Raw genomic sequence first — 25112 nt, forward strand, 5'->3', positions numbered from 1 at the left:
AGCTGTTGCGATAACTCCCAGTCTCGAATCAAACCCTCTTCTTTTGACAACGATATGAAAATCAATAAGTTACCAGCTTTCTTGCTAGCGGCCAGCCTCTTTGTGGCCACTAGCTGCGAGAAAGACCTGCTGGATAAAACGAACCCGAACGCCCCCTCCACGTCGCAGTTCTGGAAAACCCAGGACGATGCCATCAAAGGGGTATATTCCTGCTACTCAGGCATTCAGCAGTACGCTTGCTACGGGCACTCCTGGCAATTCATCACGGCCCGCTCCGACGAATCGTACAGCCAGAGCCCGTTCGTGGACCTGGCCATCTTCACGCGTTTCATTCAGGCCGATAACAACTTCTTCATTTCGTCTTTCGCCTGGAACGACTATTACCGCACCATCTACCGGACCAACCAGGTACTGACGCACGTGCCGGAAATCAGCATGGACGAAACGCTGAAAAAGCGCCTGCTGGCCGAAACTCGCTTTGTGCGGGCGCTCATGTACTTTGATTTGGATTCGTTCTTCGGCAACGTACCCCTGATCACTACCGAATCGGTGGTAACGACCCGCGCTCCGCAGGCTACACCGGCCCAGGTGGAGGCTCAGGTTATTGCCGATTTGCAGGCTGCCATTCCCGATTTGCCCCTGACTTACAGCGGCGTCGACAAGGGCCGGGCTACGAAAGGCGCCGCGCAGGCATTGTTGGCCAAGATGTACTTGCAGCAGCGCAAGTGGAGCGAAGCTTCCGCGCTGCTCGGCCAAATCATCAATTCGAACACGTATTCGCTGGTACCCAACTATTTGGACAACTTCACCGAAACCAACGAAAACAACAGCGAATCGGTGTTTGAAGTGCAATACACTGGTTTGCCGCTGGATGTAGGTCAGGGTCAGGACAACGCTTCGGCTTCGGAAGCCTACGACCGCCCGAACTTCTTTGGTCCGCCGATCTACTCGTTTTCCGACGTGCAACCCCGCAAATGGTTGCTTGATGCTTACACCGACTCGACGGTGGCCTTCGCTCCCGGCAGCACCAAAAAGCACCTAATTGACCCGCGCCGCGACATTTCGATCATCAGCAGCGTCAATCCGGATAAGTTTTACGGCAAAACCTTCACGGAGCTGGGCTACAACCCCAGCCAGCAATACTGGCGCAAGTACCTAAACGACCGCACCCGCACGACACCCGAAAACTTTACGTCGGGCATCAACTTCCGCGTGATTCGGTACGCCGATGTGCTGCTGCTGCAAGCCGAAGCCCTCAACGAACTTGGGCAGACTTCGGCGGCGGTGCCGCTCGTCAACCAGGTGCGGGCTCGTGTAGGTTTGGCCCCGTTGACTGCTGCTAACTTCACGCAAAGCAGCCTGCGCTTGCAAATGCGCAACGAGCGGGCCAAGGAGTTGGCCGGCGAAGGCCAGCGCTGGTTTGATATCCTGCGTTGGGGCTTGCTGGACAACCAGGCCGGCATCGACGACCTCAAAACCCGCGACGTTGATTTTGTCAACTTCGTGTTGGGCAAGTCGAAATTGCTGCCCATTCCGCAATCAGATATCGACATTGACCCGAACATCAAGCAGAATCCTGGCTACTAATTCTGCCAGTTGATCAGCAGAACGTGAGACAGCCGTTCCGGGCCGCAATCCGGAACGGCTGTTTTGTTTGGGCGAACGAATGTTGTATTTGAGTGTTTATAAATAATTGAATATCAATGAATTGTAAAATAAGCTTTTCCCGTTTGCACTGGCTGGCGCTGCTGCTGGCGCTGGGCTTGCTGGGGTGCAGTAAAGGCGGCGATACCCCTGTAACGCCGGCTCCACCAGTCGTGACGCCGCCAAGCACAGCTGCCACCTTCACCAATCCGCTGTTGCCTTCCGGCCCCGATCCGTGGGTATATCAAAAGGACGGCTCGTATTACTACATGCACACGCTCAATACCCAGTTGCGCATCTGGAAAACGGCGAAGATGTCGGAGCTAGGCAACGCCAACAGCACGGTCGTCTGGACGCCGCCGGCCACCGGGGTAGCTTCGGGCAGCCTGTGGGCGCCGGAGCTGTATCAGTTTGACGGTAAGTGGTATATCTATTACTCTGCGGGGCCCAACGGCACCGACTTAGGGCAGCAGCGCACCTGGGTTTTGGAGAACTCCGCCGCCGACCCTACTACCGGCACCTGGACCAGCAAGGGCCGTATTTTCAGCGCTGCGGCCGATTTTTGGGCCATCGACGGCACGGTGCTGGAGCAGAACAACAAGCGCTATTTCATCTGGTCGGGGCACAACGGAATTGACGCCATTCAGCGCCTTTATATTTCGGAAATGAGCAACCCCTGGACGCTGACCGGGCCGCGCGTGGAGCTTTCGCACCCCGAATATGCATGGGAAACCGTAGGGCCGCCGTATGTAAACGAAGGCCCCGAGATCCTGAAGCACGGCAACAAAACGTTCTTGGTGTATTCGGCCAGCTTCTGCGGCACCGACTACTATTCGCTGGGCCTGCTCACGGCTTCCAGCACAGCCGATCCGCTGCTGCCCGCGTCGTGGGCGAAGTCGGCGAAGCCCGTTTTCTCGTCTGACCCCAGCCACCGCGCCTATGCCACGGGCCACAACGGCTTTTTCACTTCCAAAGACGGACAGGAAGACTGGATCATTTACCACGCAAACTCCAACCCCAACGAGGGCTGTGTGGAAAAGCGCAACCCGCGCATGCAGAAGTTTAGCTGGAACACCGATGGCACTCCCAATTTCGGGACGCCGGTGGCCATCAACACGGCCCTGCCCCGGCCCGGAGGCGAATGAGTTTCGCGAAGCTGTCAATCCAGAGCAAAGCCTATTTCAACGAGAATTTGTCCTGTGAGTTTAAACAATCGATTGTGTAAGTCGGATTGAATCTTTACTTTACAACCGTAATCAGCGATACGGTCGCTTCAGAAAATCAGAAAGTGCCTAATATTGAGCTGTATACTTACCAACCGCACTTTGGGGCTCCTCCCAGTCAGGGGCTGAAATAGTCACTTTCATACCGTCCTTTCCCACCTCTCTCCATGAAAAAAACTTCTTCTGCCGGACTGATCGCCGGTGTCATGCTCGTAGGTCTGACCAGCGCTTGCAACCAATCGTCGGATACTAGCAAAACGACTGCCGACCAAACGGCCGCTGCCGATTCCACCCAATCTTCCGCCAACGCTTCTGCTATGAAACCCACTTCCTCGTCTTTCGGCAAAACCCAAGATGGCACGGAGGTGCAGCTGTTTACGCTCACCAATGCCCACGGCATGAAAGCCACCATCACCAACTACGGCGGCACGGTCACGAGCCTGCTGGTGCCCGACAAAAACGGCAAGTTGGGGGATGTGGTGCTGGGCTTCGACAACGTGAGTGGCTACCAAAGCCCGGCGTTTCTGAAGTCGGGCCCGTATTTCGGGGCCTTGATCGGGCGCTACGGCAACCGCATCAAAGCCGGCAAGTTTACGGTAGATGGTAAGGCGTACACCTTGGCCAAAAACAACGGGCCGAACTCGTTGCACGGCGGCCGGAAGGGCTTCGACAAAGTGGTATGGAAGGCTGAACCTGGCAGCTCGGCTGAAGGCCAAACGCTGAAGCTCACGTATGTGAGCAAAGACGGCGAGGAAGGGTACCCCGGCAACCTGAACGTAACGGTCGTGTACACCCTCACCGACCAAGACGAGCTGAAGATCGACTATTCGGCCACGACCGACAAAGTCACGCCCGTCAACCTGACCAACCACAGCTACTTCAACCTCAACCACGGCCAGGGCAAAGACATCTTGGGCCATGAGGTAACGATCCCGGCCGATCGCTACACCGTCGTGGACGCCACGCTGATCCCGACCGGCGAGCTGCGCCCGGTGAAGGGCACGCCCTTTGACTTTACCACGCCCCACGCCATCGGCGAGCGCATCGCCCAGGTGCCCGGCGGCTACGACCACAACTGGGTGCTGAACAACGCCAGCGGTATGCACGCGGCGGCCAGCGTGTACGACCCGGCGTCGGGCCGCACGATGGACGTGACCACCACCGAGCCCGGGGTGCAGTTCTACACCGGCAACTTCCTCGACGGCACGCTTACGGGCAAGGGCGGCACGGTATACGGCAAGCACGCGGGCTTCTGCCTGGAAACCCAGCACTTCCCCGATTCGCCCAACCAAACCAAATTCCCAAGCACCCTCCTCAAGCCCGGCGACACGTTGCACTCCACGACCGTGTACAAATTCGGTGTGCGCAAGTAGTTGATTTAGAGTAAGTTGTAAATAAAGGATAACAGACCACTTAGCTGTGCAAAATCCCAACTCAACGGTTTCCGGTTCGGAAGCCTACGTGATCGGCATCGACTACGGCACGGATTCGGTGCGCGCCCTGCTGGTGAATGCCCGCACGGGCCAGGAGGTAGCGCAGGCTGTGCACTACTACACGCGCTGGAAAACCCTGCAATACTGCAACCCGGCCCGCAATCAGTTCCGCCAGCATCCTCTCGACTACATCGAAGGGTTGGAGGCGACCGTGCGCAAAGTGGCGCAGGAAGTACCCGCCGAGCAAATCGTGGGCATCGCCGTGGATACCACCGGCTCGACCCCGGGCGCGGTGAACGAACAAGGGGTAGCGCTGGCTCTTACGCCCGGTTTTGAAGAGAATCCGAACGCTATGTTCGTGCTTTGGAAAGACCATACGGCCCTCGAAGAGGCGGCCGAAATCAACCTGAAAGCGCGCACTTGGGGCGGCGACGATTACACCAAGTTTGAAGGCGGCATCTACTCCTCGGAGTGGTTCTGGGCCAAGATCATGCACGTGGTGCGCGAAGACGAGGCCGTGGCGCAAGCTGCTCACTCCTGGATGGAGCACTGCGACTGGATCACGTTGATGCTGACAGGTAGCAACTTAGCTACGTTCAAGCGCAGCCGGTGCGCCGCCGGCCACAAAGCCATGTGGCACGAGAGCTGGGGTGGCCTGCCGATGGAAGAGTTTATTCAGCATCTGGAGCCCAAGCTGACCTATCTGCGCGGTCATCTGTACCAAGACACTTACACCGCCGACGAATCGGCGGGTACGCTGTCGGAAGAGTGGGCCACGCGCCTGGGCCTTACTACCAACACGGTTGTGGCCGTGGGCAGCTTCGATGCCCACGCGGGCGCCGTAGCCGGCGAAATCGATGCCTATTCGATGGTGAAGGTGATGGGTACTTCAACCTGCGACATCGTGGTGGCGCCCAGCAACGAGGTGGGAGATCGGCTCGTGCACGGCATCTGCGGGCAGGTCGACGGCTCGGTAATTCCGGGCATGATGGGCCTGGAGGCGGGGCAGTCGGCGTTCGGCGACTTGCTGGCTTGGTTTAAACAGATTGTAGAATGGCCGCTGCGTACCATGCTGCCCAACTCGAAAGTGCTGACGCCGGAATTGCAACATGCTCTGCGTGAAGAGATTAGCAATAACCTTCTGGTGGAGCTTGCCAACGCTGCCGAACAGGTCGACCCGGCTGAGTCGGCAGTATTGGCGCTGGACTGGGTAAATGGCCGTCGGACGCCCGACGCCAACCAAGGCCTGAAAGGCGCCATCATGAACCTGACGATGGGCACCAACGCCCCCCAAATCTTCCGGGCACTGGTCGAAGCCATCTGCTACGGTTCCAAGCAAATTGTGGAACGCTTTGAGAATGAAGGTATTCCGATCAAACAAGTAATTGGCATCGGGGGCGTGGCTAAGAAGTCGCGGTTTGTAATGCAGACGTTGGCCGACGTGCTCAACCGCCCCATCAAAATTGCAGTATCGGAGCAGGCGCCGGCGCTGGGGGCCGCTATTTACGCAGCCGTAGCCGCCGGCGTGCACCCCGATGTGCTAACCGCTCAAAAGGAAATGGGCAGCGGTTTTGCCGAAACCTACGAGCCCAATCCGGCGCGCGTCGCCGATTACCAAGCTCGCTACGAGCAGTACAAAACCTTCGGACGCTTTGTGGAAGAAGTGACGCTGGGCGAGGGCGAAGTGGCCGAAACAACCTTAGTCGACGACCAAGCATGAGCCAATACCAGGAGTTAAAGCAGGCCTGCTACGAGGCCAACATGCAGTTGCCCAAGCTTGAGCTGGTGCTGTTTACGTTTGGCAACGCCAGCGTCGTCGACCGCGAGCAAGGCGTGTTTGCCATCAAACCCAGCGGCGTTCCCTACGACACGCTGCGCCCCGAAGACATTGTAATCGTGGACTTTGACGCCAACCCGGTCGAAGGTACCAAGCGGCCGTCGTCGGATACCAAAACGCACGCGGTACTGTTTCGGCACTGGGAAGAGATCGGCGGCATCGTGCATACGCACTCCACCTACGCCACTTCCTGGGCGCAGGCGCAGCTCGACATCCCCATTCTGGGCACCACGCACGCCGACCACCTCACGGCCGATATTCCGTGCGCGCCGCCCATGTCCGACGATATGATTGCGGGCGATTACGAACACCAGACGGGCTGGCAAATCATCAACGAATTTCAGCGGCGCGGCCTTTCGCCCGCGGAAGTGGAGATGGTGCTGCTCAGCAACCACGCTCCCTTCACCTGGGGCAAAACCGTGGAAAAAGCTGTCTACAACAGCGCCGTACTGGAAGAAGTAGCCCGCATGGCGTACCTCAGCTCCACGCTGCGCCCCGACGTGCCGCGCCTCAAAGACGCCCTCATTCAGAAGCACTACGAGCGCAAGCACGGCGCCAATTCTTACTACGGACAGAAGTAGTCTTGTCCGCAAACTTCAGAACGTCCCGCAGGGCGCAGCCGAAGCATCTCAACTGCTTCTTTAGGAAGAAAGTTGTGTCAAGTGACGAAAGCTATATAATTGATTAGCAATAGGTTACGATTTAGTAATGATGTTTCGGCAGCGCTCCGCCTGATAAATACTCTTATCTCTTCCTTCCCAACCGCATGATTGATCTTAAGCAATACGAAGCCTGGTTCATCACCGGCAGCCAGCACCTCTACGGCCCCGAAACCCTCAAGCAGGTGGCCGAGCACTCCCAACAAATCGCCGAGGCACTGAACCAGCAATTGCCCATCAAAATCGTGTTTAAGCCGGTGCTGACCGGCCCCGACGAGATTTACAAGCTGATGCAGGAAGCCAATACCACGCCCAACTGCGTGGGCCTGATTGCCTGGATGCACACGTTTTCGCCCGCCAAAATGTGGATCAACGGGCTGAAAATTCTGCAAAAGCCAATGGCGCACCTGCACACGCAGTTCAACCGCGACATTCCGTGGGGCGACATCGACATGGACTTTATGAACACCAACCAGTCGGCGCACGGCGACCGCGAGTTTGGGTTCATCGGCACGCGCATGCGCCTGAACCGCAAGGTAGTGGTGGGGCATTGGCAAGACCCTGCGGTGCATGAGCGCCTGAGCGTGTGGTCGCGCGTGGCCAGTGCCTGGGCCGACTGGCAGGGCGCCCGCTTTGTGCGCTTCGGCGACAACATGCGTTATGTGGCTGTTACTGAAGGAGATAAGGTAGAAGCTGAAATCAAGTTTGGCTACTCCGTGAATACCTACGGCATCGGCGATTTGGTTGCCGTGATCAATGCCGTAAGCGACGGTGAGATTGAGGAATTGATGGTCGATTACGAAGCCGAATACGAGCTGGCCGATACCCTCAAGCCGGAGGGCGGCATGCGCAGCTCCCTGCGCGAGGCGGCACGTATCGAGTTGGGTATGAGGCGCTTCCTGCAAGATACTGGCGCTAAAGGCTTTACCGATACCTTCGAGGATCTGCACGGCATGGCCCAATTGCCGGGCATTGCCACCCAGCGCCTGATGGCCGATGGGTACGGCTTCGGCGGCGAAGGCGACTGGAAAACGGCAGCGCTGGTGCGCGCCATGAAAGTGATGGGAGCGGGGTTGCCCGGCGGCAACTCCTTTATGGAGGATTACACCTACCATTTCGCCCCCAACAACAACCAGGTATTGGGCTCGCATATGCTCGAAATCTGCCCCACGATCTCGACCGGCACGGTGCGCGCCGAAGTACATCCGTTGGGCATTGGCGGCAAAGCCGATCCGGTGCGGCTGGTGTTCAACTGCCCGGCTGGCCCGGCGCTGAACGCAACGATTGTCGATTTGGGCAACCGGTTCCGCTTGATCGTCAACGAGGTAGAAGCTGTGGAACCGGAGCAGGAATTGCCGAAGCTACCGGTAGCGCGCGTGCTGTGGAAGGTAAAGCCGGACCTGAATACCGGCGCGGCCGCCTGGATTTATGCCGGTGGGGCACACCACACCGGTTTCAGCCAAAACCTGACCCCGGAATACCTGGAAGACTTCGCCGAAATGGCCGGTATCGAATACGTGCTCATCGACGACGAAACGAAGCTGCGCACCTTCAAAAACGAGCTGCGCTACAACGAAGTCGCTTTTGGCGGGCGATAGAGATACTATCCATATTTGATTTGCTGCTCCTATCTACCTCATGCAGAACAAATTAACGGTCCTCGACTTAGGCGTCTTCCTCGTTTACCTTGTGGGGGTGTCGGCCTATGGCTACTACGTCTACAAAAGCAAGCAGAAAGCCCAGACCGACACCAAGGATTACTTTCTCGCGGAAGGCTCGCTGACGTGGTGGGCCATCGGGGCGAGCATGATCGCTTCCAATATCTCGGCTGAGCAATTCATTGGCATGTCCGGCAACGGCTTCACGGTGGGTGCCGCGGTGGCCGCTTACGAATGGGTGGCCGCCATCGTACTTATCATTGTGGCGGTGTTCTTTATGCCGGTGTATCTGAAGCAGAAAATCTTCACGATGCCGCAGTTTCTGGAGCAGCGCTACAACTCTACGTTGAGCCTGATTATGAGCGTCTTCTGGCTGTTTCTGTACGTGCTCGTCAACTTGACTTCCATCCTCTACCTCGGAGCGCTGGCCATCAGCAACCTGATCGGGGGCGGCAGCTTTCACCTGATTATGGTGGCCCTGGCCGTGTTTGCGCTCATCATCACGCTGGGCGGCATGAAAGTGGTTGGGTATACCGACGTGGTGCAGGTGGTGGTGCTGGTAATCGGGGGCTTGGTCACTACCTACGTGGCCCTTACGCTGGTGAGCGAACGCTTTGGCCTGGGTAGCAATGCAATAGCTGGGTTTGGGGCGTTGATGCACGACGCCAACGATCACTTTCACATGATCATTCACAAACCCGACCCTGGCGCTCCGCAAGGCGAGATCAATAAGTACCTGATGCTCCCCGGCCTGACGATGTATTTGGCTGGCCAATGGATTGTAAATCTTAACTACTGGGGTTGTAATCAATACATTACGCAGCGCGCTCTGGGTGCCGACCTCAAGACGGCCCGCACCGGGATTCTGTTTGCCGGCCTGCTCAAGCTGCTCATGCCGGTTATCGTGATGTTGCCCGGCATTGCAGCGTACGTGCTTTACAAAAACGGTGGTTTGCAGCAGGAAATGTCCTCGGCCACGGGCCAGTTTAACCCCGACAACGCTTATTCCGCGATCTTAACGTTCTTGCCCAACGGCCTGAAAGGCTTGTCGATGGCGGCGCTCACGGCGGCCATTGTGGCCTCGCTGGCCGGCAAAGTCAACTCGATCTCGACGATCTTCACCCTCGACATCTACAAGCGATATCTCAAGCCCGACGCTTCAGAAAAACAGCAGGTATGGATCGGACGCGTCACCATTTTTGCCGCCATGTTCTTGGGGATTGCTCTAACGTGGGAAGATCTTTTGGGCATCGGTAGCGCGGGCGGCTTCACCTACATCCAGAAGTACACGGGCTTCATCTCGCCCGGCATCGTGGCCATCTTCGTGCTGGGCATGTTCTGGAAGCGCACCACTGCTTCGGCGGCCATCGCCGGCATCCTGTCGGGCTTCGTGCTGTCGGTGTTCTTCAACAACTTCGCGCCGGCCTGGTTCGGCAACGAAACGCTGCTCTGGTCGGCTTTGCCCAACGGGCACGGCGGCTACGAAATCCCCTTCCTGATCTGCATGGGCTGGTCATTCGTTTTCACCGCTCTGCTAATGATCGGTATGAGCCTGGTTGGGCCGGTGGTCAATGCGAAAGCCCTGCATCTCGACGTGCGCATGTTCCGCGTGAGTCCGCAAACTATGTCGCTGATTGTCGTGACACTCATGCTGATTACGGCTTTGTACGCAAAATTTTGGTAATCAAATACTTATGCTGAACATTTCCGCCCATTCTGCGCAAGCTATTGCGAAAAGCCTCTTGGCGCTTGGTCTGTTGTCGAGCGCTACTGCCCAGGCTCAAACCACCGCGCCAACCACCGTCACGGTGCAAGTAAACAAGCCCGGCAAACCGGTGCCGAAGAACATGTACGGCCTGTTTTTTGAAGACATCAACTTCGCCGCCGACGGAGGTTTGTACCCCGAGTTGGTGAAGAACAAGTCGTTTGAGACCACCGAGCACTTGGTTGGGTGGAAAGCGCTGAAAGGCGGCGCGGGTCTCGAAACCTACGCCGTGCTCAACCAGCAGCCCATCAGCGCCACCAACTCGCATTTCGTGCGCCTCACCACCCGCACGGCCAGCCCCGATGCTGGCTTGACCAACGAAGGCTTCCGCGGCATGGGCCTCAAGCAGGGCGCCGAATACACGTTTTCGCTGTATGCCCGGCGCGGTCCTGGCAGCGTCAGTGCACTGACTGTGACGCTGGAAGACGAAAAGGGGAACTCCCTGGCGCAAGCCCAAATTTCGGGCCTGACAAACGAGTGGAAAAAGTACGCAGTGCCGCTCCGGCCCTCGGCTACCAGCAGCCGGGGCCACCTAAAGATTACCCTCGACGGGGCCGGTACTGCCGACCTCGATGTGGTGTCGCTGTTTCCGAAAGACACCTGGCAAAACCGCCCCAACGGCCTGCGCACCGACTTGGTGCAGCTGCTCAAGGACATGAAACCGGGTTTTCTGCGCTTCCCTGGCGGCTGCATCGTGGAAGGCCGTACGCTGGCCGAGCGCTACCAATGGAAGGAAACCATTGGCGACGTGGCCTCGCGTGTGCCGCTCATCAACCGCTGGAACATGGAGTTCAAGCACCGCTCCACCCCCGACTACTACCAATCGTTCGGGTTGGGCTTCTTTGAATATTTTCAGCTTGCAGAAGATATTGGTGCTGAGCCACTTCCTATTCTAAACGTGGGCATGGCTTGTCAGTTCAATTCGGCCGAGCTGGCGCCGATGAGCAGCACAGCCGGAGGGCCAAATGCCACAGCCAACGCCGATGACCCCACGCTGGAAACCTTTATTCAGGATGCGCTTGACCTCATCGAATTTGCTAACGGTCCGGCTACCAGCACATGGGGCGCCAAACGCGTGGCGATGGGCCATCCGGCTCCTTTCAACCTCAAGCTCATCGGCATCGGCAACGAGCAGTGGGGCCCACAGTACCTCGAGCGCTACGAGCCGTTTGCAAAGGCCGTAAAAGCCAAGTACCCCGCGATTCAGATCGTGAGCAGCGCCGGCCCCAGCCCCGACGGCGAACTGTTCGATAAAGCCAGCAAACGTCTGGCGGAGCTGAAAGCGGAATACGTAGATGAGCACTACTACGCCAAGCCCGACTGGTTCCGGCAGCACGTCGATCGCTACGACAAATATGCGCGCACCGGCCCCAAGATTTTTGCAGGTGAGTACGCCGCTCAAAGTGTGGCTATTGGCAGCCCCGACAACAAAAACACTTGGGATTGCGCCATCTCGGAAGCGGCCTTCATGACGGGTTTGGAACGCAACGCCGACGTAGTGGGCATGGCCTCGTACGCCCCGATGTTTGCCCACGTTGATGCGTGGCAGTGGACGCCCAACATGATCTGGTTTGACAACCTGCGCTCGTACGGTACGCCTAACTACTACGTGCAGAAGCTGTTCAGCCTCAACAAAGGCACCACGATGCTGCCCGTAGAAAACAAGAATGGCCAGGATAACCTCTTCACCAGCGCCGTCGCCGACGACCAAGCCGGCGAAATCGTGGTGAAGCTGGTGAACTACTCTTCTTCGCCGCGTCCGGTAAAAATCAGCCTTACTGGCGCTAAAAAAGTAGGCAAAGCTGGTAAAGCCATCGTGTTGTCAAGCAGTGACTTGCAGGCGGTGAACACGCTCGATCAACCAACCAACGTGTCGCCTAAAGAGGAGAAGTTTTCGGCGGGCGCTACCACAACCTACACGCTGGCTCCGAACTCCTTCACGGTATTGCGCATCCCTGGTAGGCGCTAAATCAGAGTAAAACTAAAAGCTGGTTTCCCGCTTCAGTCGAGGCGGGAAACCAGCTTTTTATCTATCAATAACTAATTGATAATGAAGTATTTACCCAATGCGTTGATTGGCTTCTCTCTGCTTGCCGCTGCTACGCCAGCCTTCCCGCAAGCCGTCAAACCGCAAACTGATTTTCACCAGTGGGCCGCCACGCCGCCGATGGGGTGGAACAGCTGGGATTGCTACGGCCCAACCGTGACCGAAGCCGAGGTAAAAGCCAATGCCGATTATATGGCCAAATACCTCAAAACCAGCGGCTGGGAATACGTGGTGGTGGACATTCGCTGGTACGTGGGCAACGACACAGCCCACGGCTACAACGAGAAAGACCCCGATTTCTCTATTGATAAGTACGGTCGATTTACGCCAGCGGTAAATCGGTTTCCTTCAGCTGCTAATGGGCAAGGATTCAAGCCCTTAGCCGATTACATGCACCGCAAAGGACTCAAATTCGGCATTCACATCATGCGCGGAGTGCCCGTGGTAGCCGTGAACCGCAAGCTGCCGATTTTGGGAAGTACCGCTACGGCGGCCGATATCTATTCCAAAGAAGGCCAGGCGGGTTGGCTGCACGACATGTACACGGTGGTAGCGGGCAAACCCGGTGCCCAGGAGTACTACAATTCGCTGTTCAAACTATATGCTTCCTGGGGCGTCGATTTTGTGAAAGTGGATGATTTGTCGTCGCCGTATCACGCGCCGGAAGTGGAGATGATCCGCAAGGCCATCGACCTGTCGGGGCGCAAGATGGTACTCAGCACGTCGCCAGGCGAAACGCCCATTGCACAGGCCAAACACGTGCAGCAACACGCCAATATGTGGCGCACCGTAGGCGACTTCTGGGATAGCTGGGGCCAGCTCAAAGAGCATTTTGCCGTGTGCGAACGCTGGGCGCCCTACATCATGACCGGCGCATGGCCCGACGCAGACATGCTGCCCTTGGGGCGGCTGGGCATCCGGGCCGAGCGGGGCAACGACCGCATGTCGCAATTCACGAAGGATGAGCAGTATACATTGATGACGTTGTGGTCGATTTTTCGCTCGCCGCTCATGTTTGGTGGCGATTTGCCCAGCAATGACGCTTTTACACTGTCGCTGATTACCAACAAGGAAGTGTTGGCGGTGCACCATAACAGTAAGAATAACAAGCAGTTATTCAGAAACGGAGACTTGATCGGGTGGACGGCTGACGATCCGAAAACTGGCGACAAGTACTTGGCGCTTTTCAACGCTTCCGATCAGCAGCTAGCCGACGAAAGCGAAGCCGCCTGGGCCAGCGGGCTGCTTAATCGGCAAACGCCTGGCCAGAGCAAAGCAGTGGATATCGACATTACTGGCGCGCAAAAACTTTACCTGAACGTGCGCGATGGTGGCGACGACACCGCATGGGACCACGCCGACTGGCTTACTCCGACGCTCTCCAACGACACCCAAACCCTGCCGCTGACCTCGCTAACCTGGACAAAGGCCACCGCCGGTTGGGGCAAGGTGAGCACCAATAAAAGCGTTTCGGGCGCCGACCTGATGGTGGCGGGCAAAAAATATGAGACTGGCATCGGTACGCATGCCAACTCTATAATCGAGTACGACTTGCCCGCTGGGTACACGCGCTTCAAAGCCCTTGCGGGCCTCGACAATGCCGGCGCGTCGCAAAATGTGGGCGGCACCGTTAATTTTCTGGTGTTCACCAAAAGCCCTTTTAAGCCCATGCCACCCGACTCAGCGCGGATAGCTGTGCCGCTCAAGCAGCTGGGCTTCGATGGCTCCTGCACCATCCGCAACCTCTGGACGGGCAAGAACATCGGCGCTTTCAAAGGTGAATTCGCGCCTTACATCCGGCGCCATGGTGCGGGATTTTACCGCATCTCGGCCGCCAAAGGAAAGCAGAAGTAAGCGAGAGTCAGGGCACAGAAATTCCTTAGGCCTCGACAGGCTGGGCCTTTCCCTTCGCCGCGCCAACAGCCGACAGAATACCAACCAGCATCCCCATCACTGCTACAAGGGTAAAGGACACGCGCAGGCTGAAAGCTTCGGCCAGCAAGCCAATGAGCGGCGGCCCAAACAGAAAGCCTAGGTACCCCAGCGTCGAGACTACGGCCAGCGCCACGCCGGGCGAAACGGTAGTGGCCCGGCCCGCAGCGCTGTACGAAAGCGGCGTGACCGACGCAATGCCGAATCCCACCAGCAAAAACCCGATAAGCGACGGTACGAGATAGGGAAAAGCCACAGCAAGTAACAGGCCGATAGTTATTAATAGGCTGCTAATCTGCATCATACGCGTGGCCCCAAACCTGTGAGTGCAGTAATCGGACACGAATCGGCCTAGGGCCATGGTGCTCATGCAGGCTACGTAGCCGCTGGCAACCATGGCTTTTTCGGCGTGCACCACTTTCTGAAAATACACGCCGCTCCAGTCGAACATGCAGCCCTCGCAGAGCATGCCGCAGAGGGCAATCAGGCCGATGCGGAGCAGGTACGGATCGGGTCTGCGCAAGGTAAGGCCGCTGCTGCCGGTGCTGTCGTTGCTCTCGTGCTGCAGGGTGTGGCGGTTGGCGGCCAGGGTCAGGAAGGCGCAGACCGCCGCCACGAGCAGGAAGTGAGTAAGCGGCGTCTGTCCCCAGCCAATCAATAACGCCCCCAACGCGCCGCCCAAAAAGCCCGCTAAACTCCACAGGCCGTGAAAAGAACCCATGATGGGACGGCCGTAAACGTCTTGAACCCCAATGGCTTGCGTATTAACAGAGATGTTGATGAGGTTGCCGGCCGCACCGAAGAAAGCCAGCGCCACGGCCGCAGTCCAGAAGTCCGTAGCCCAACCCAGCAGGGGCAGGAAGGCCGCGTAAAGCAGCGCGGCTCCCAATACTACTGTCCGGCTCCCGTAGGTGTGCACCAGCCAGCCGGCCAGCGGCAGCGCCAGCATCGACCCGACTGGCATGGCCAGAAGCAGTTGGCCTAATTCGCCTTCGCTCAACCCCAGCTTCAGCCGGATGTCGGGAATGCGGGAAGCCCAACTCGCAAAACACAGACCTGCCACAAAAAACAGGGCACTAACCGCAACTCGATTCTTCTGGTTTGGCTGCACAAGGATAGGTTGTTAGTTGTAATCGGGTGGTAAACTACACAATCGTTTGTGTTTGGCTTTCTAGATTGTTAAGTTGCAGTATACTCAGCATCACCCTGCTTGAAAGCCCAAAATTAAACTCTGTTCTGCGCTTGATTCTGGGCCTGGTTTCATCTACACAATTCCCCACTTATGAAAATTACTTTACCCTTAGCGCCTGACAGTAGATACGACCATTTAGCGCAGTTATTTGCTATCTCAAAATTAGTGGGCAGCCGCAAGTGGTGGCGGACGGCTACTATGCTGGTGATTGCTGTTTTATATATATCTGTAAATCAATCATTTGCACTACAAGGCGCTACGCAGTGCCACGATCCATCTACGATTGTCAAGAGTGGCAATACCTACTGGGTATTTACGACGGGGGACGGAGTATACGGCATGTATTCCACTGACCTGATCAACTGGACGCCGGGCCCGAAGCCGGTGTTTGCGGCCAATGCCTGGCCCGGCTGGATTAATGCGAAAGTGCCTGGTTTTCAAGGTACTTTTTGGGCACCGGAATGCAAGTTCATGAATGGAAAATACTACCTGTATTACTCCTGCTCGACGTTTGGCTCGAAGGTTTCGGCCATTGGGCTGGCTACCAACGCCACGCTCGACCCCAACAGCCCCGACTACCGTTGGCAGGACCAAGGTGAAGTGGTTTCGACCAACAGCAGCAGCGATGTCAATGCCATCGACCCGGCTTTGTTTACCGATGCCAACGGAGATTTGTGGCTCACGTACGGCTCATTTTTCGGTGGTATCCGGGCCGCTCTGCTCGACAAAACCACCGGTAAACCGGCGAATTCTACCCGCTTTCCATTAGCCAGCGGCGATGCAGAGGCTTCGTATGTGGTGCGCAACGGCAACTATTATTACCTGTTTATCAACCGGGGCGCGTGCTGCAACGGCGTCAACAGCACGTACCATGTGCAAGTGGGCCGCTCAACTAGCCCCACCGGTCCTTACCTCGACAAAAGCAACGTCGACCTCAACAACGGCGGCGGCACTACCATTCTGTCGTCATCAGGCAAATACATCGGGCCAGGTTGTGTGGGCTTGTTTCAGGAGAACGGCGCTAACTACCTGAGTCACCACTACTACGACGCCGAAACCAACGGCGCGCCGCGCCTGAGCCTTGGTACCCTGGCCTGGGACAACGACGCGTGGCCCGTCATTTCACGTGATTGGCTGGCGGCAGGCCGCTACGAGATTGCCAATCAAAACAGCGGTCTTGTGTGGGAGTCTCTGGGCTGCTCTGGTGCGGCCGGCCAAGCGATTGCGCAAGGCACCAAAACGGGCCAGAACTGCCAGCAGTGGAACATCACGGCCCTCGGCAACGGCGACTACAAGCTCACCAACGCGCTTGGCGATCTGGCGGCCGGAACGCAGGATTGCTCACCAGCCGCCGGCGCTAAGTTGCTACTTGGGGCGTATTCGGGGGCTTTTTGCCAGCGTTTCAAAATCGAGCGGGCCAGCGACGGCAGCTTTGTTTTCTCCTCCGTCGACGGCAACCGCGTGGTGGAAGTGCCTTTCGCCTCGCGCGACGCGGGTACGCAGCTGGGCCTTTGGGATTACAACGGCTGCAACTGCCAGCGCTGGCTGGTAAACGCCCCCGGTGCAACGCTGGCCTCAGCAGCGGCTAATACCTTAAAAGGAGTCTCCATCTACCCTGTGCCGGCCGTGCAGGGGCGCTTTGAAGTCGACTTGACCGCAGCAGGCACCCGAGGTGAAACCAGCGTGGAAATCCTGAATCTGCAGGGCCGCTTGGTTCATCAGCAGCAATTCGGGCGTCAGACGAAGCTGTCGGTAGATGCAGCTATCGCCCCCGGGCTTTACATGGTGCGCGTGAGAAGCGGCAATGCCATTTCCACCCAGAAAGTGGTAGTTCAGTAATAGCTTCAGCCATTACGGACACGAGGTCTAAAAGACGAGTAGGGGAAACAACGTCCACAACTTGCATTAGCAAAGCAGAAGGTTAGGAAAGAAGCCACGTTAGTCAAACCAAAGCCCCAGCGGGGCGACGCAATCCGTTGAACGGAAGAGTCGCGCCGCTGGGGCTTTAAAAATTTCATTGTGCGCTTTGCTATTGCCTACTCGCCTTGGAGAGGCAATTGAGCGCCTCCAAGGTTATTTGATTTCCAGTACCACTACCGATTTGGCTGGCAACTCTACGGCCAAGTCATTGCCGCGCTTTTTAGCGCCCTTGAAGGGAGCCAATTTCACGGTCGGCTGCTTGTCGAAAGTGTTGTAGTCGGTAATTTTGGCGGAAGTCAGGATCTGGCCGGTAACGGTTTTCCAGTTGACGCCGGCCAGCGCCGTTTCTACTTTAATGCTCTTGTTTGGGTCGAGGTTGACGAGCGAAATGTGCACGGCGCCTTTGCTATCCTTGGAAGCCGACGCATTGACGGCCGCAATTTTTTGGCCGCCCAGCACGTAGTCAGGGCTCTGAAATTTCACGGGCAAATATTGCGCGTCCTGGTGTACCTGATACAGGTCGAAAACGTGATAGGTGGGTGTAAGCAGCATTTTTTCTTTGTCCGTCAGAATAAGCGCTTGCAGCACGTTTACGGCCTGTGCGAGGTTGGCGACCCGCACGCGGTCGCAGTGGTTGTTGAAGATATTGAGCGTGGTGCCGGCTACCAGCGCGTCGCGCAACGTGTTTTGTTGATACAGAAACGCCGGATTGGTACCCGGCTCCGGGTCGGTCCACACGCCCCATTCGTCCACGACCATCGCGACCTTTTTCTGCGGATCGTATTTGTCCATAATGGCCGCGTTTCGGGTTACGATGTCGTCCATTTTCAGGCAGTTCTTCATTGTGTTGAAGTACTGCTGCTCATCAAAACTCGTCGCGGAGCCTTTCTTGCTCCAGTTACCAGTAGGCAACGTGTAGTAATGCAGCGAAATGCCCCACATCTGATCCACCGGAATCTTTTTCATGCAGACCTCAGTCCAGTTGAGATCGTCGCCATTGGCTCCGCTAACGATCTTCTTCAGTTTGGGCGCGCCGGGGTAAGTTTTGGCGAACGTAGCGTAGCGCTTGTATTGGTCGGCATAGAACTCGGGCGTCATGTTGCCGCCGCAGCCCCAGCTCTCGTTGCCCACGCCCCACAGGCTTACTTTATAGGGGGCGGGGTGGCCGTTTTGGCGGCGTAGCCGGGCCATGGGGCTTTCACTGTCGGAGTTCAGGTACTCAATCCAGTTCGACATTTCTTCCACCGTGCCACTGCCCACGTTGCCGGCCAGATACGGATCGCAGTGCAATAGGTCGCAGAGTTCCAGAAATTCGTGCGTGCCGAAGCTGTTGTCTTCCACCACGTCGCCCCACGTCGTGTTGATAAATTGGGGGCGTTGGGCGCGCGGCCCTATGCCATCGCGCCAGTGGTAGGTGTCGGCAAAGCAGCCGCCCGGCCACCGCAGGTTGGGCACCTTTATTTTGACGAGCGCCTCGACAATATCCATGCGGATGCGGTCTTTCTTCGGCACGTTTAGGCTCTCGCTGACCCAGAATCCGTCGTAGATGCAGCGCCCGAGGTGTTCGGCAAAGTGCCCGTATATGTCTTTGCTAATCTGCAACTTAGGGTCGCCGGCTTGCACGCTCATGCTTACCGTTTGCGCCAGCGACGCAAAGGAGACTGCGAAGCAGAAACCCGTCGCAGCAACAGCTTTTTTCAGATTCATAGTGTGGGAAAGAAAGAAGGGTGAGTGTCGGACGAAAGCAGCCGGAAGCCCCGGCCCAAGCGATCAGTTTGAGCCTGTAAAGTAGAAAGCCCCACATGATAAGACAATCGTTTGTGTAAAAAAGCCAAGTTTTATCTCACTATGAGTGTCGGTACTTATCCATAAATACTTGATTATAAATAGGTTATGAGGTATGCTTACGTCCAATTACTCGATAACGAAATGTAGGAAATACGCACACATGCTGTGGCCGTAAACAAAAACACCCGCGCCGGATACCATCCGACGCGGGTGTTTGCTATAAGAAGGATAACGTTTTCGGAAGCGGGTTTAGCGAAGCGTGTTTTGCTGAATCTGTGCCGCAATGGACTTGGCTTTCTTCTTCGCTTCTTCGGCCTTCGATCCTGTGAAATTGTCCTCTACGGCCTTGAAAAACAGAGAGATCCAACGCTGGCTGTGCGGGCCCGATGCGGGCAAAGCCAAATGCCGGGGGATGGGATCGCCGGCGTGGCGATTGGTGCCCAGCAATACGCTGCTCCAGAAGTCATACATGCCCGTGAGGTGATTGGGCCAGTGAATCTGGGCGACGGCTGAGAAAAGCGGCGCGAGTAGCTCATCGCCGTTGGCTTTCTGGCAGAAAGAATTGATCAGCGTCTTGATGTCGGCTTCCGTGCGAATGTCCGGAGTACTGGTTGTAATCATAGCAGTAGAAAGGAAAAAGGTGCAGAGAATACGAGAGAACCGAAGCCAAGTTGCAGCTCAACAAAAGGGCCTTTTGCGAGTCGAACTAGACGTATACGGAAGGCTAGCCAGAGTTGAGATCCTGAATTGTGAGTTCTAATTCAAGATCAACAAGTTACAGACGAGTTTTGGGGGGTAGCTTTCCAATATACGTTGCAAATATAGCTCAGAACCTCCAATGAATTGTCCTCTTTATTCGTTCCATTGCCATATTTATTTTGCTACTATGGGCCATCCTTCTTTGTCCCAGTTGAGCTTCTCGATCCGAAGTTTGGGCCGGCCTTTCTCGGCTGCGTCATAACCATGAAAAACGAGGTAATCGGTGTTGTCGAAAGTATAGACTGAGTTGTGCCCGACGCCATACCAGTTGCTGTCGCCTTGCAACACGAGCGTGCCGCCGCCCTGTTCCAGACCCGCGCCCGAACGATCGACGTAGGGGCCGGTAACGTTTTTGGCGCGGCCAACCATCATTTTGTACGTGCTCTGCGGGCCGCGGCAGCAGTAGTCGAAGGAAGTAAACAGGTAGTAATAACCACCTTTCTTGAAGATGAATGGCCCTTCGATGGCGGCATCGCCGGCCAGCGAATCGGTCAGTTTAGGGTCGCGGGGGCGGCTCGCGACGGTGCGCCACTGCTCGGGCTGCGCCACTTTGGTCAGGTCATCTTGGAGCTTTACTAGCTTGATACCGTTCCAGAACGAGCCAAAGGCCAGCCACGGCTTGCCGGCTTCGTCGCGGACGAGATTGGGGTCGATGGCGTTCCACATGTCGCGGCCCGGCACCGACTGGATGACCTTGCCGTGATCGACCCATTTGTAGTCGGGCGAGGCCGGATTAAGCGTTTTGTTTGTCGCCAACCCGATGCAGGATGTGTTTTTGCCGAAGGCCGAAACTGAGTAAAACAGGTTGTATTGGCCGTTGGCAAACGAAATATCCGGCGCCCAAATGTGATTGTTGCGGAAGCCCGGCACTGCCTGCACCGCCCAGGTTGGCGCCGCGGCAAACACCGGCTTCTCCTGCTTCCACGTCTGCATGTCTTTCGACGACCACATGGCAATGCCCGTACCCGTGCAGAACATGTAATACGTGCCATCCTGCCGAATCATGACCGGATCGTGGGCCGGAATCAGCCCTTTGGATTTGGTGTCCTGAGCGGTAGCTAACTGGCTTATGCAGAGAACGAAAGCCAATGCCGTCAGCAGGTTTTTCATAAGCGATGAAGTGAGGGTGCGGGCGAGGTTATGCTCACAAAGTATAAAGGCTAGTTGGTTTGCACAATCGTTTGTGTTTATTTATGTTTCGGTATGACTAGCAGTTCCAGTGCCGGGCATGCAGAAGAATGATCCATTTGTGTTGAAATTAGCCAGTCTGAAGGACCTGCTTTAGGATTAATAAGTAATCTTATAGCTGCATCTTAAAATGAATTTTTCACATAAATACTTTATAATCAGATATTTATATAAATATGATAATACTATAATAAAATGCTCGAACCCAGAGTTAGGTTTACGCAAAGCGTTGCGTAATATTTGTGTAAATCTTCACGAAATAACATGAGCAAAGACTCATCGGATACGCCGATTTCCATGTCGGATTTGGCCAAGGAACTGGGCGTGTCGGTAACGACTATCTCTAGGGCGCTCAGCGACCACTTTAGCATTGGGCCGGCTACCAAAAAGCGGGTGCAAAAGCTGGCCAAGAAGTGGAATTATCAGCCCAATCACCTCGCCTCAGCCCTGCGCAAAGGCAAGAGCAAACTATTGGGCGTGATGGTGCCGCACATCGATGGGCGCTTCTTTCCGTCGGTGGTGCATGGCATCGAAACGGCGGCTAGCAAAGCAGGATTTAGCGTGCTCATTTGCCAATCAAACGAAGACGTAACGCACGAGCGCAAGAACATCGAAACGCTGATGAGTGCGCAGGTAGAAGGCATTTTGGTGTCGTTGGCGCGCACCACACGCGACTTCAAACACTTCAAAAAGGTGCAGAAACGCGGCATTCCGCTGGTGTTTTTCGACCGCATTCTGGAGTCGGGCGATGTGAACGCCGTGGTGCTCAACGACCGCGAAGGCGGCTACCAATCGACCAAACACCTGATCGAGCAGGGCTGCCGGCGCATCGCGCACTTTGCCGGTCCACAGCAACTGAACATCTACAAAAACCGCCGTCAGGGCTACCTCGACGCCCTGCAACAATACAACTTGCCCATTGAGGATGAGCTGATTGTGTACTGCGACATGACGCTCGAAGCCGGCATGAAAAGCATGGAGCAATTGCTGGCGTTGCCCAACCCGCCCGACGCGGTGTTTGGCGCCGGCGATTTTTCGGTGATGGGAGCACTGCAATTGCTCAAATCGCGGGGCATGAGCGTACCGCAGGACGTGGCGCTCGTCGGGTTTAGCAACGAAACCTTCACGCACCTGATGGAGCCCATGATCACTTCCGTTGACCAGCGCTGCGAGCAGATGGGCCAGTCGGCCGTGCGGCTGTTTCTGGAACTGCTGGAGGAAAAAGGCGGCAAACACCAGTCGCGCCACGTGGTGCTGCAACCCGACCTGATCGTCCGGACTTCGTCGCTGCGCAGCGAAGTGCTGGTGTAGAAGCAACATCTGAAAACCGGGAGCCTGGCACTCAGGTTATAGTTTTCTACCCCTGGGCTACTTGACCTGCTAGACGTGAAAGATTATCTGTTGTTCGTGGATACGGAAACGTCGGGGCTGCCCGCCGACTGGAGCCTGCCGTATTCCGCGGACGACAACTGGCCCTACATCGTGCAGCTGGCTTGGGTGGTGTATACCAAAGACGGCGAGCGGGTGAAGGGCGAAAACCACTACCTGCGCATCGGCGACCACCCGATTAACCCTACGTCAAGCCAAATTCACGGCATCACGCCCGAGTTTTTGGAGCAGCACGGCCAAGATCCGCACGTGGTGCTTCAGCAGCTGCAAGACGATTTGTATGAGTACCGGCCGTTGGTGGTAGGGCATTTCATGCAGCTTGATTTTCACATGGTCGGGGCGGGCTTTTTTCGGAGCGACCTCATTAACCCGTTGCCGCAGTTGCCCACGTTCTGTACCATGAAAGTGACCGCACAATTTGTGCGGCCCAGCCGGCAGCGCTACCTCTCGCTAGGGCAGCTTTACGAGCGGTTGTTTCATGAAAAGCTTAATAATCAGCATGATGCATGGGTCGATGTGCAGGCCACAGCTGAGTGTTTCTTCGAATTGTGGCGTAAAGGCGATATTGACGAGCAGATCGTGCTGCACCAGCAGCCCGACTCGGGCTCGTTGTATCCGGCGCCGCGCCCTCCGCGCCGCTGGCTGCGGTGGCTGGGCCTGTAAGGCCTTGGTATTCTTCTGATTAGTTGGCTATATGCAGCATAACCGAGTAGAGTTTCTCAAAACCGTAAAACCCTTTGACCTGCTGCCCGAAGACGTGCTGGTGGGCGTGGCCGACCTGTTGCAGGAAGTGACCCACAACAAAGAATCGGTACTGTACCTGCAGGACGTGTCGAAGCTGCGCGGGCTGGAAATCATTGTAGAAGGGGAGTACGAAGCGTTTTTTTACGACAGCGATCAAAATAAGCGTCTCATAAAGCATTATCAGCCAGGTAGTTGCTACGGCGGTATTTCCATTCTGCTAAACAAGCGCCGCTCGATTCGCTCGGTGATTGCCAAAAAAGGCACGGTCGTTTATTTCCTTCACCGCAACGACTTTAAGGCGTTGTGCCAAGGCTTCGATAATTTCTTTCACTACTTCACGGCCCAGTACGGCCAGCGCATGCTCGACGACGAGTACGCGCACTTCGTGAAACCGTCGCACGCCAGCGAGGGCAATTACATCACGTCTGATCTGCTGTATTCGCGCAAAATTGAGACGGTAGAGCTGCGCGAAATCGTGGCTTCGCCGCACCAGACGCCTATTCATGCTGTGGCCCGCCGCATGGCCGAGGCCCGCAACAGCTGCTCGTTTGTAACCAACGACGAAGGCCACATCATCGGGTACGTGACCGATATTACGCTGCGCGACAACGTGGTGGCCCGCCAAGTAGACGTTACGCGCCCGATAGGCGAAGTGCTTGATAATCCGATCGTTTCGATCAGCACGGACGCCTACGTGTACGAGGCCATTCTGCTCATGTTCCAGACCAAGACGCGCTACTTGCTCATCAAACGCAACGATGAGTACGTGGGCATGATCAGTCGGACGCAGCTGCTGAGCGACCAAGCACATTCGCCGTTTATGTTCATCCAGTCGGTGAGGCTGGCGCAGTCGGTGCGCGAGCTGAAAAGCCGGTGGGAGAAGGTGCCCGAAATGGTGTACCAACTGCTGAGCCGGGGCGTGAAGTCCGAAATCGTAAACCAGGTCATCACCACCGTAGCCGATACCATTGCGCAGAAAGTGATCGAGGGCGTGATCGCGGAACTGGGGGCGCCGCCGGCCAAGTTTGTCTTTATGGTGCTGGGCAGCGAAGGCCGCAAGGAGCAAACGCTATTGACTGACCAAGACAACGCCATCATTTACGAAGACAAAGCCAACGAACAGCGCGAGCTGGTGCGCGACTATTTCCTGCGTTTTGCCGAATCCGTTTCTGACCGCCTCAATTCCATTGGGTTCAGCTTCTGCGAGGGCGGCTTCATGGCCAAAAATACCAAGTGGACGCACTCGCTTTCGCACTGGAAGCGCAACTACGTGTCGTGGATGCACGAGTCGACGCCGGAAACGGCCCAGACCTTTTCGGCCTTCTTCGATTGCCGCTATCTGTATGGCGAACAGGCCATTATGGACGAACTCAAGGAGTTTTTGAACGAGGAATCGCAGAAGCCGCTGGAGCGATTCTTCTACCACATGGCCAACAACGCGCTGCAATACGAGCCGCCGCTGACGTTTTTCAACAACATCCGCACGTTTGCGAAGGGCAATCAGCAGGTGTTCAACCTGAAAAAGGCCATGACGCCCATCGTGGATTTGGTGCGGGTATATGCCCTTAAGTATCAAGTATTTGCCACCAACACGGGCGAACGGCTGGCGGCGCTGCGCGAGCAAGACGTGTTCACGGACAAAGAGTATCAGGAGCTGCTGCAATCGTACTACTACCTGATGGGCATGCGCCTGAAAAAGCAGGCCATCCAGATCATCGACGACAAATCGGAGCCCGACAACTACATCGATCCCAAAAAGCTCACTAAGGTGGAGCGCGTAACCATCAAGGAGATTTTCAAGGTAATCGCTGATTTTCAGCTCCGTATCAAAGTGAGCTTTACCAAAACCCTGTAGCCCGTTTTAGGCAGATGTTTGGGCAGAATTAAGCGGATTAATTCAGAAGCTACGGAGCTATCCAGGGCTTTTTATTGTT

Annotated in this window: 17 protein-coding genes; 13 read left to right on the forward strand and 4 right to left on the reverse strand. The window is 56.3% G+C overall.

The window, feature by feature from the left end:
* Positions 1-54: 54 nt before the first annotated feature.
* The 9 genes from H9I52_RS06845 to H9I52_RS06885 all read left to right on the forward strand — a co-directional run bounded on the left by H9I52_RS06845 (position 55) and on the right by H9I52_RS06885 (position 14120).
* Positions 55-1587 carry a RagB/SusD family nutrient uptake outer membrane protein gene (locus H9I52_RS06845; RefSeq protein ID WP_139516597.1) on the forward strand — a complete coding sequence of 511 codons (1533 nt, stop codon included), beginning with the start codon at positions 55-57 and terminating at the stop codon, positions 1585-1587.
* Positions 1588-1703: 116 nt separating this feature from the next.
* On the forward strand, positions 1704-2789 hold the full coding sequence (locus H9I52_RS06850) for a family 43 glycosylhydrolase (protein WP_187453252.1): 1086 nt from the start codon (positions 1704-1706) through the stop codon (positions 2787-2789).
* Between the two features lie 245 nt (positions 2790-3034).
* Positions 3035-4240, forward strand: coding sequence for an aldose epimerase family protein (locus tag H9I52_RS06855; protein WP_187453253.1), 1206 nt, complete (start codon positions 3035-3037; stop codon positions 4238-4240).
* A 46-nt stretch (positions 4241-4286) separates the two neighbouring features.
* Positions 4287-6020, forward strand: a complete 1734-nt coding sequence (locus H9I52_RS06860; RefSeq protein WP_187453254.1) for a ribulokinase — start codon at positions 4287-4289, stop codon at positions 6018-6020.
* A complete protein-coding gene (locus H9I52_RS06865) occupies positions 6017-6718 on the forward strand; it encodes an L-ribulose-5-phosphate 4-epimerase (protein WP_187453255.1) in 702 nt (233 codons plus the stop codon). Before H9I52_RS06860 ends, H9I52_RS06865 begins: the two co-directional genes overlap by 4 nt.
* A 185-nt stretch (positions 6719-6903) precedes the next feature.
* Positions 6904-8394, forward strand: a complete 1491-nt coding sequence (gene araA, locus H9I52_RS06870) for an L-arabinose isomerase (RefSeq protein ID WP_187453256.1) — start codon at positions 6904-6906, stop codon at positions 8392-8394.
* Positions 8395-8434: 40 nt separating this feature from the next.
* A complete protein-coding gene (locus tag H9I52_RS06875; RefSeq protein WP_187453257.1) occupies positions 8435-10138 on the forward strand; it encodes a sodium:solute symporter family transporter in 1704 nt (567 codons plus the stop codon).
* 10 nt (positions 10139-10148) lie between these two features.
* Positions 10149-12188, forward strand: coding sequence for an alpha-L-arabinofuranosidase C-terminal domain-containing protein (locus H9I52_RS06880; RefSeq protein ID WP_187453258.1), 2040 nt, complete (start codon positions 10149-10151; stop codon positions 12186-12188).
* A gap of 81 nt (positions 12189-12269) precedes the next feature.
* Positions 12270-14120, forward strand: a complete 1851-nt coding sequence (locus H9I52_RS06885; protein ID WP_187453259.1) for an NPCBM/NEW2 domain-containing protein — start codon at positions 12270-12272, stop codon at positions 14118-14120.
* Positions 14121-14145: 25 nt separating this feature from the next.
* Here the strand turns inward: H9I52_RS06885 and H9I52_RS06890 are convergent, their stop codons facing one another.
* The gene (locus H9I52_RS06890; RefSeq protein WP_187453260.1) at positions 14146-15309 is read right to left on the reverse strand and encodes an MFS transporter; all 1164 of its coding nucleotides are present in this window, start codon (positions 15307-15309) and stop codon (positions 14146-14148) included.
* 171 nt (positions 15310-15480) lie between these two features.
* Between H9I52_RS06890 and H9I52_RS06895 the strand changes: the two genes are divergently transcribed.
* Positions 15481-17229 (forward strand): family 43 glycosylhydrolase, encoded by a 1749-nt coding sequence (locus H9I52_RS06895; RefSeq protein ID WP_187453261.1) that lies wholly within the window; start codon positions 15481-15483, stop codon positions 17227-17229.
* 234 nt (positions 17230-17463) lie between these two features.
* Here H9I52_RS06895 and H9I52_RS06900 read toward each other — a convergent pair whose 3' ends face one another.
* The 3 genes from H9I52_RS06900 to H9I52_RS06910 all read right to left on the reverse strand — a co-directional run bounded on the left by H9I52_RS06900 (position 17464) and on the right by H9I52_RS06910 (position 20967).
* Positions 17464-19017 carry an alpha-N-arabinofuranosidase gene (locus H9I52_RS06900; protein WP_187453262.1) on the reverse strand — a complete coding sequence of 518 codons (1554 nt, stop codon included), beginning with the start codon at positions 19015-19017 and terminating at the stop codon, positions 17464-17466.
* A gap of 330 nt (positions 19018-19347) precedes the next feature.
* Positions 19348-19719, reverse strand: coding sequence for a group III truncated hemoglobin (locus H9I52_RS06905; RefSeq protein WP_187453263.1), 372 nt, complete (start codon positions 19717-19719; stop codon positions 19348-19350).
* 252 nt (positions 19720-19971) lie between these two features.
* On the reverse strand, positions 19972-20967 hold the full coding sequence (locus tag H9I52_RS06910; RefSeq protein ID WP_187453264.1) for an arabinan endo-1,5-alpha-L-arabinosidase: 996 nt from the start codon (positions 20965-20967) through the stop codon (positions 19972-19974).
* 342 nt (positions 20968-21309) lie between these two features.
* On the opposite strand from H9I52_RS06910, the gene H9I52_RS06915 reads away from it, so the two are divergent.
* From H9I52_RS06915 to H9I52_RS06925, 3 genes are all read left to right on the forward strand, one after another.
* Positions 21310-22356, forward strand: coding sequence for a LacI family DNA-binding transcriptional regulator (locus H9I52_RS06915; protein WP_139516611.1), 1047 nt, complete (start codon positions 21310-21312; stop codon positions 22354-22356).
* Between the two features lie 75 nt (positions 22357-22431).
* Positions 22432-23097 (forward strand): exonuclease domain-containing protein, encoded by a 666-nt coding sequence (locus tag H9I52_RS06920; protein WP_187453265.1) that lies wholly within the window; start codon positions 22432-22434, stop codon positions 23095-23097.
* A 31-nt stretch (positions 23098-23128) separates the two neighbouring features.
* A complete protein-coding gene (locus tag H9I52_RS06925; RefSeq protein WP_139516613.1) occupies positions 23129-25033 on the forward strand; it encodes a DUF294 nucleotidyltransferase-like domain-containing protein in 1905 nt (634 codons plus the stop codon).
* Positions 25034-25112: the final 79 nt, after the last annotated feature.

This window comes from Hymenobacter sp. BT491, from assembly GCF_014349165.1.
GTDB lineage: Bacteria > Bacteroidota > Bacteroidia > Cytophagales > Hymenobacteraceae > Hymenobacter > Hymenobacter jejuensis.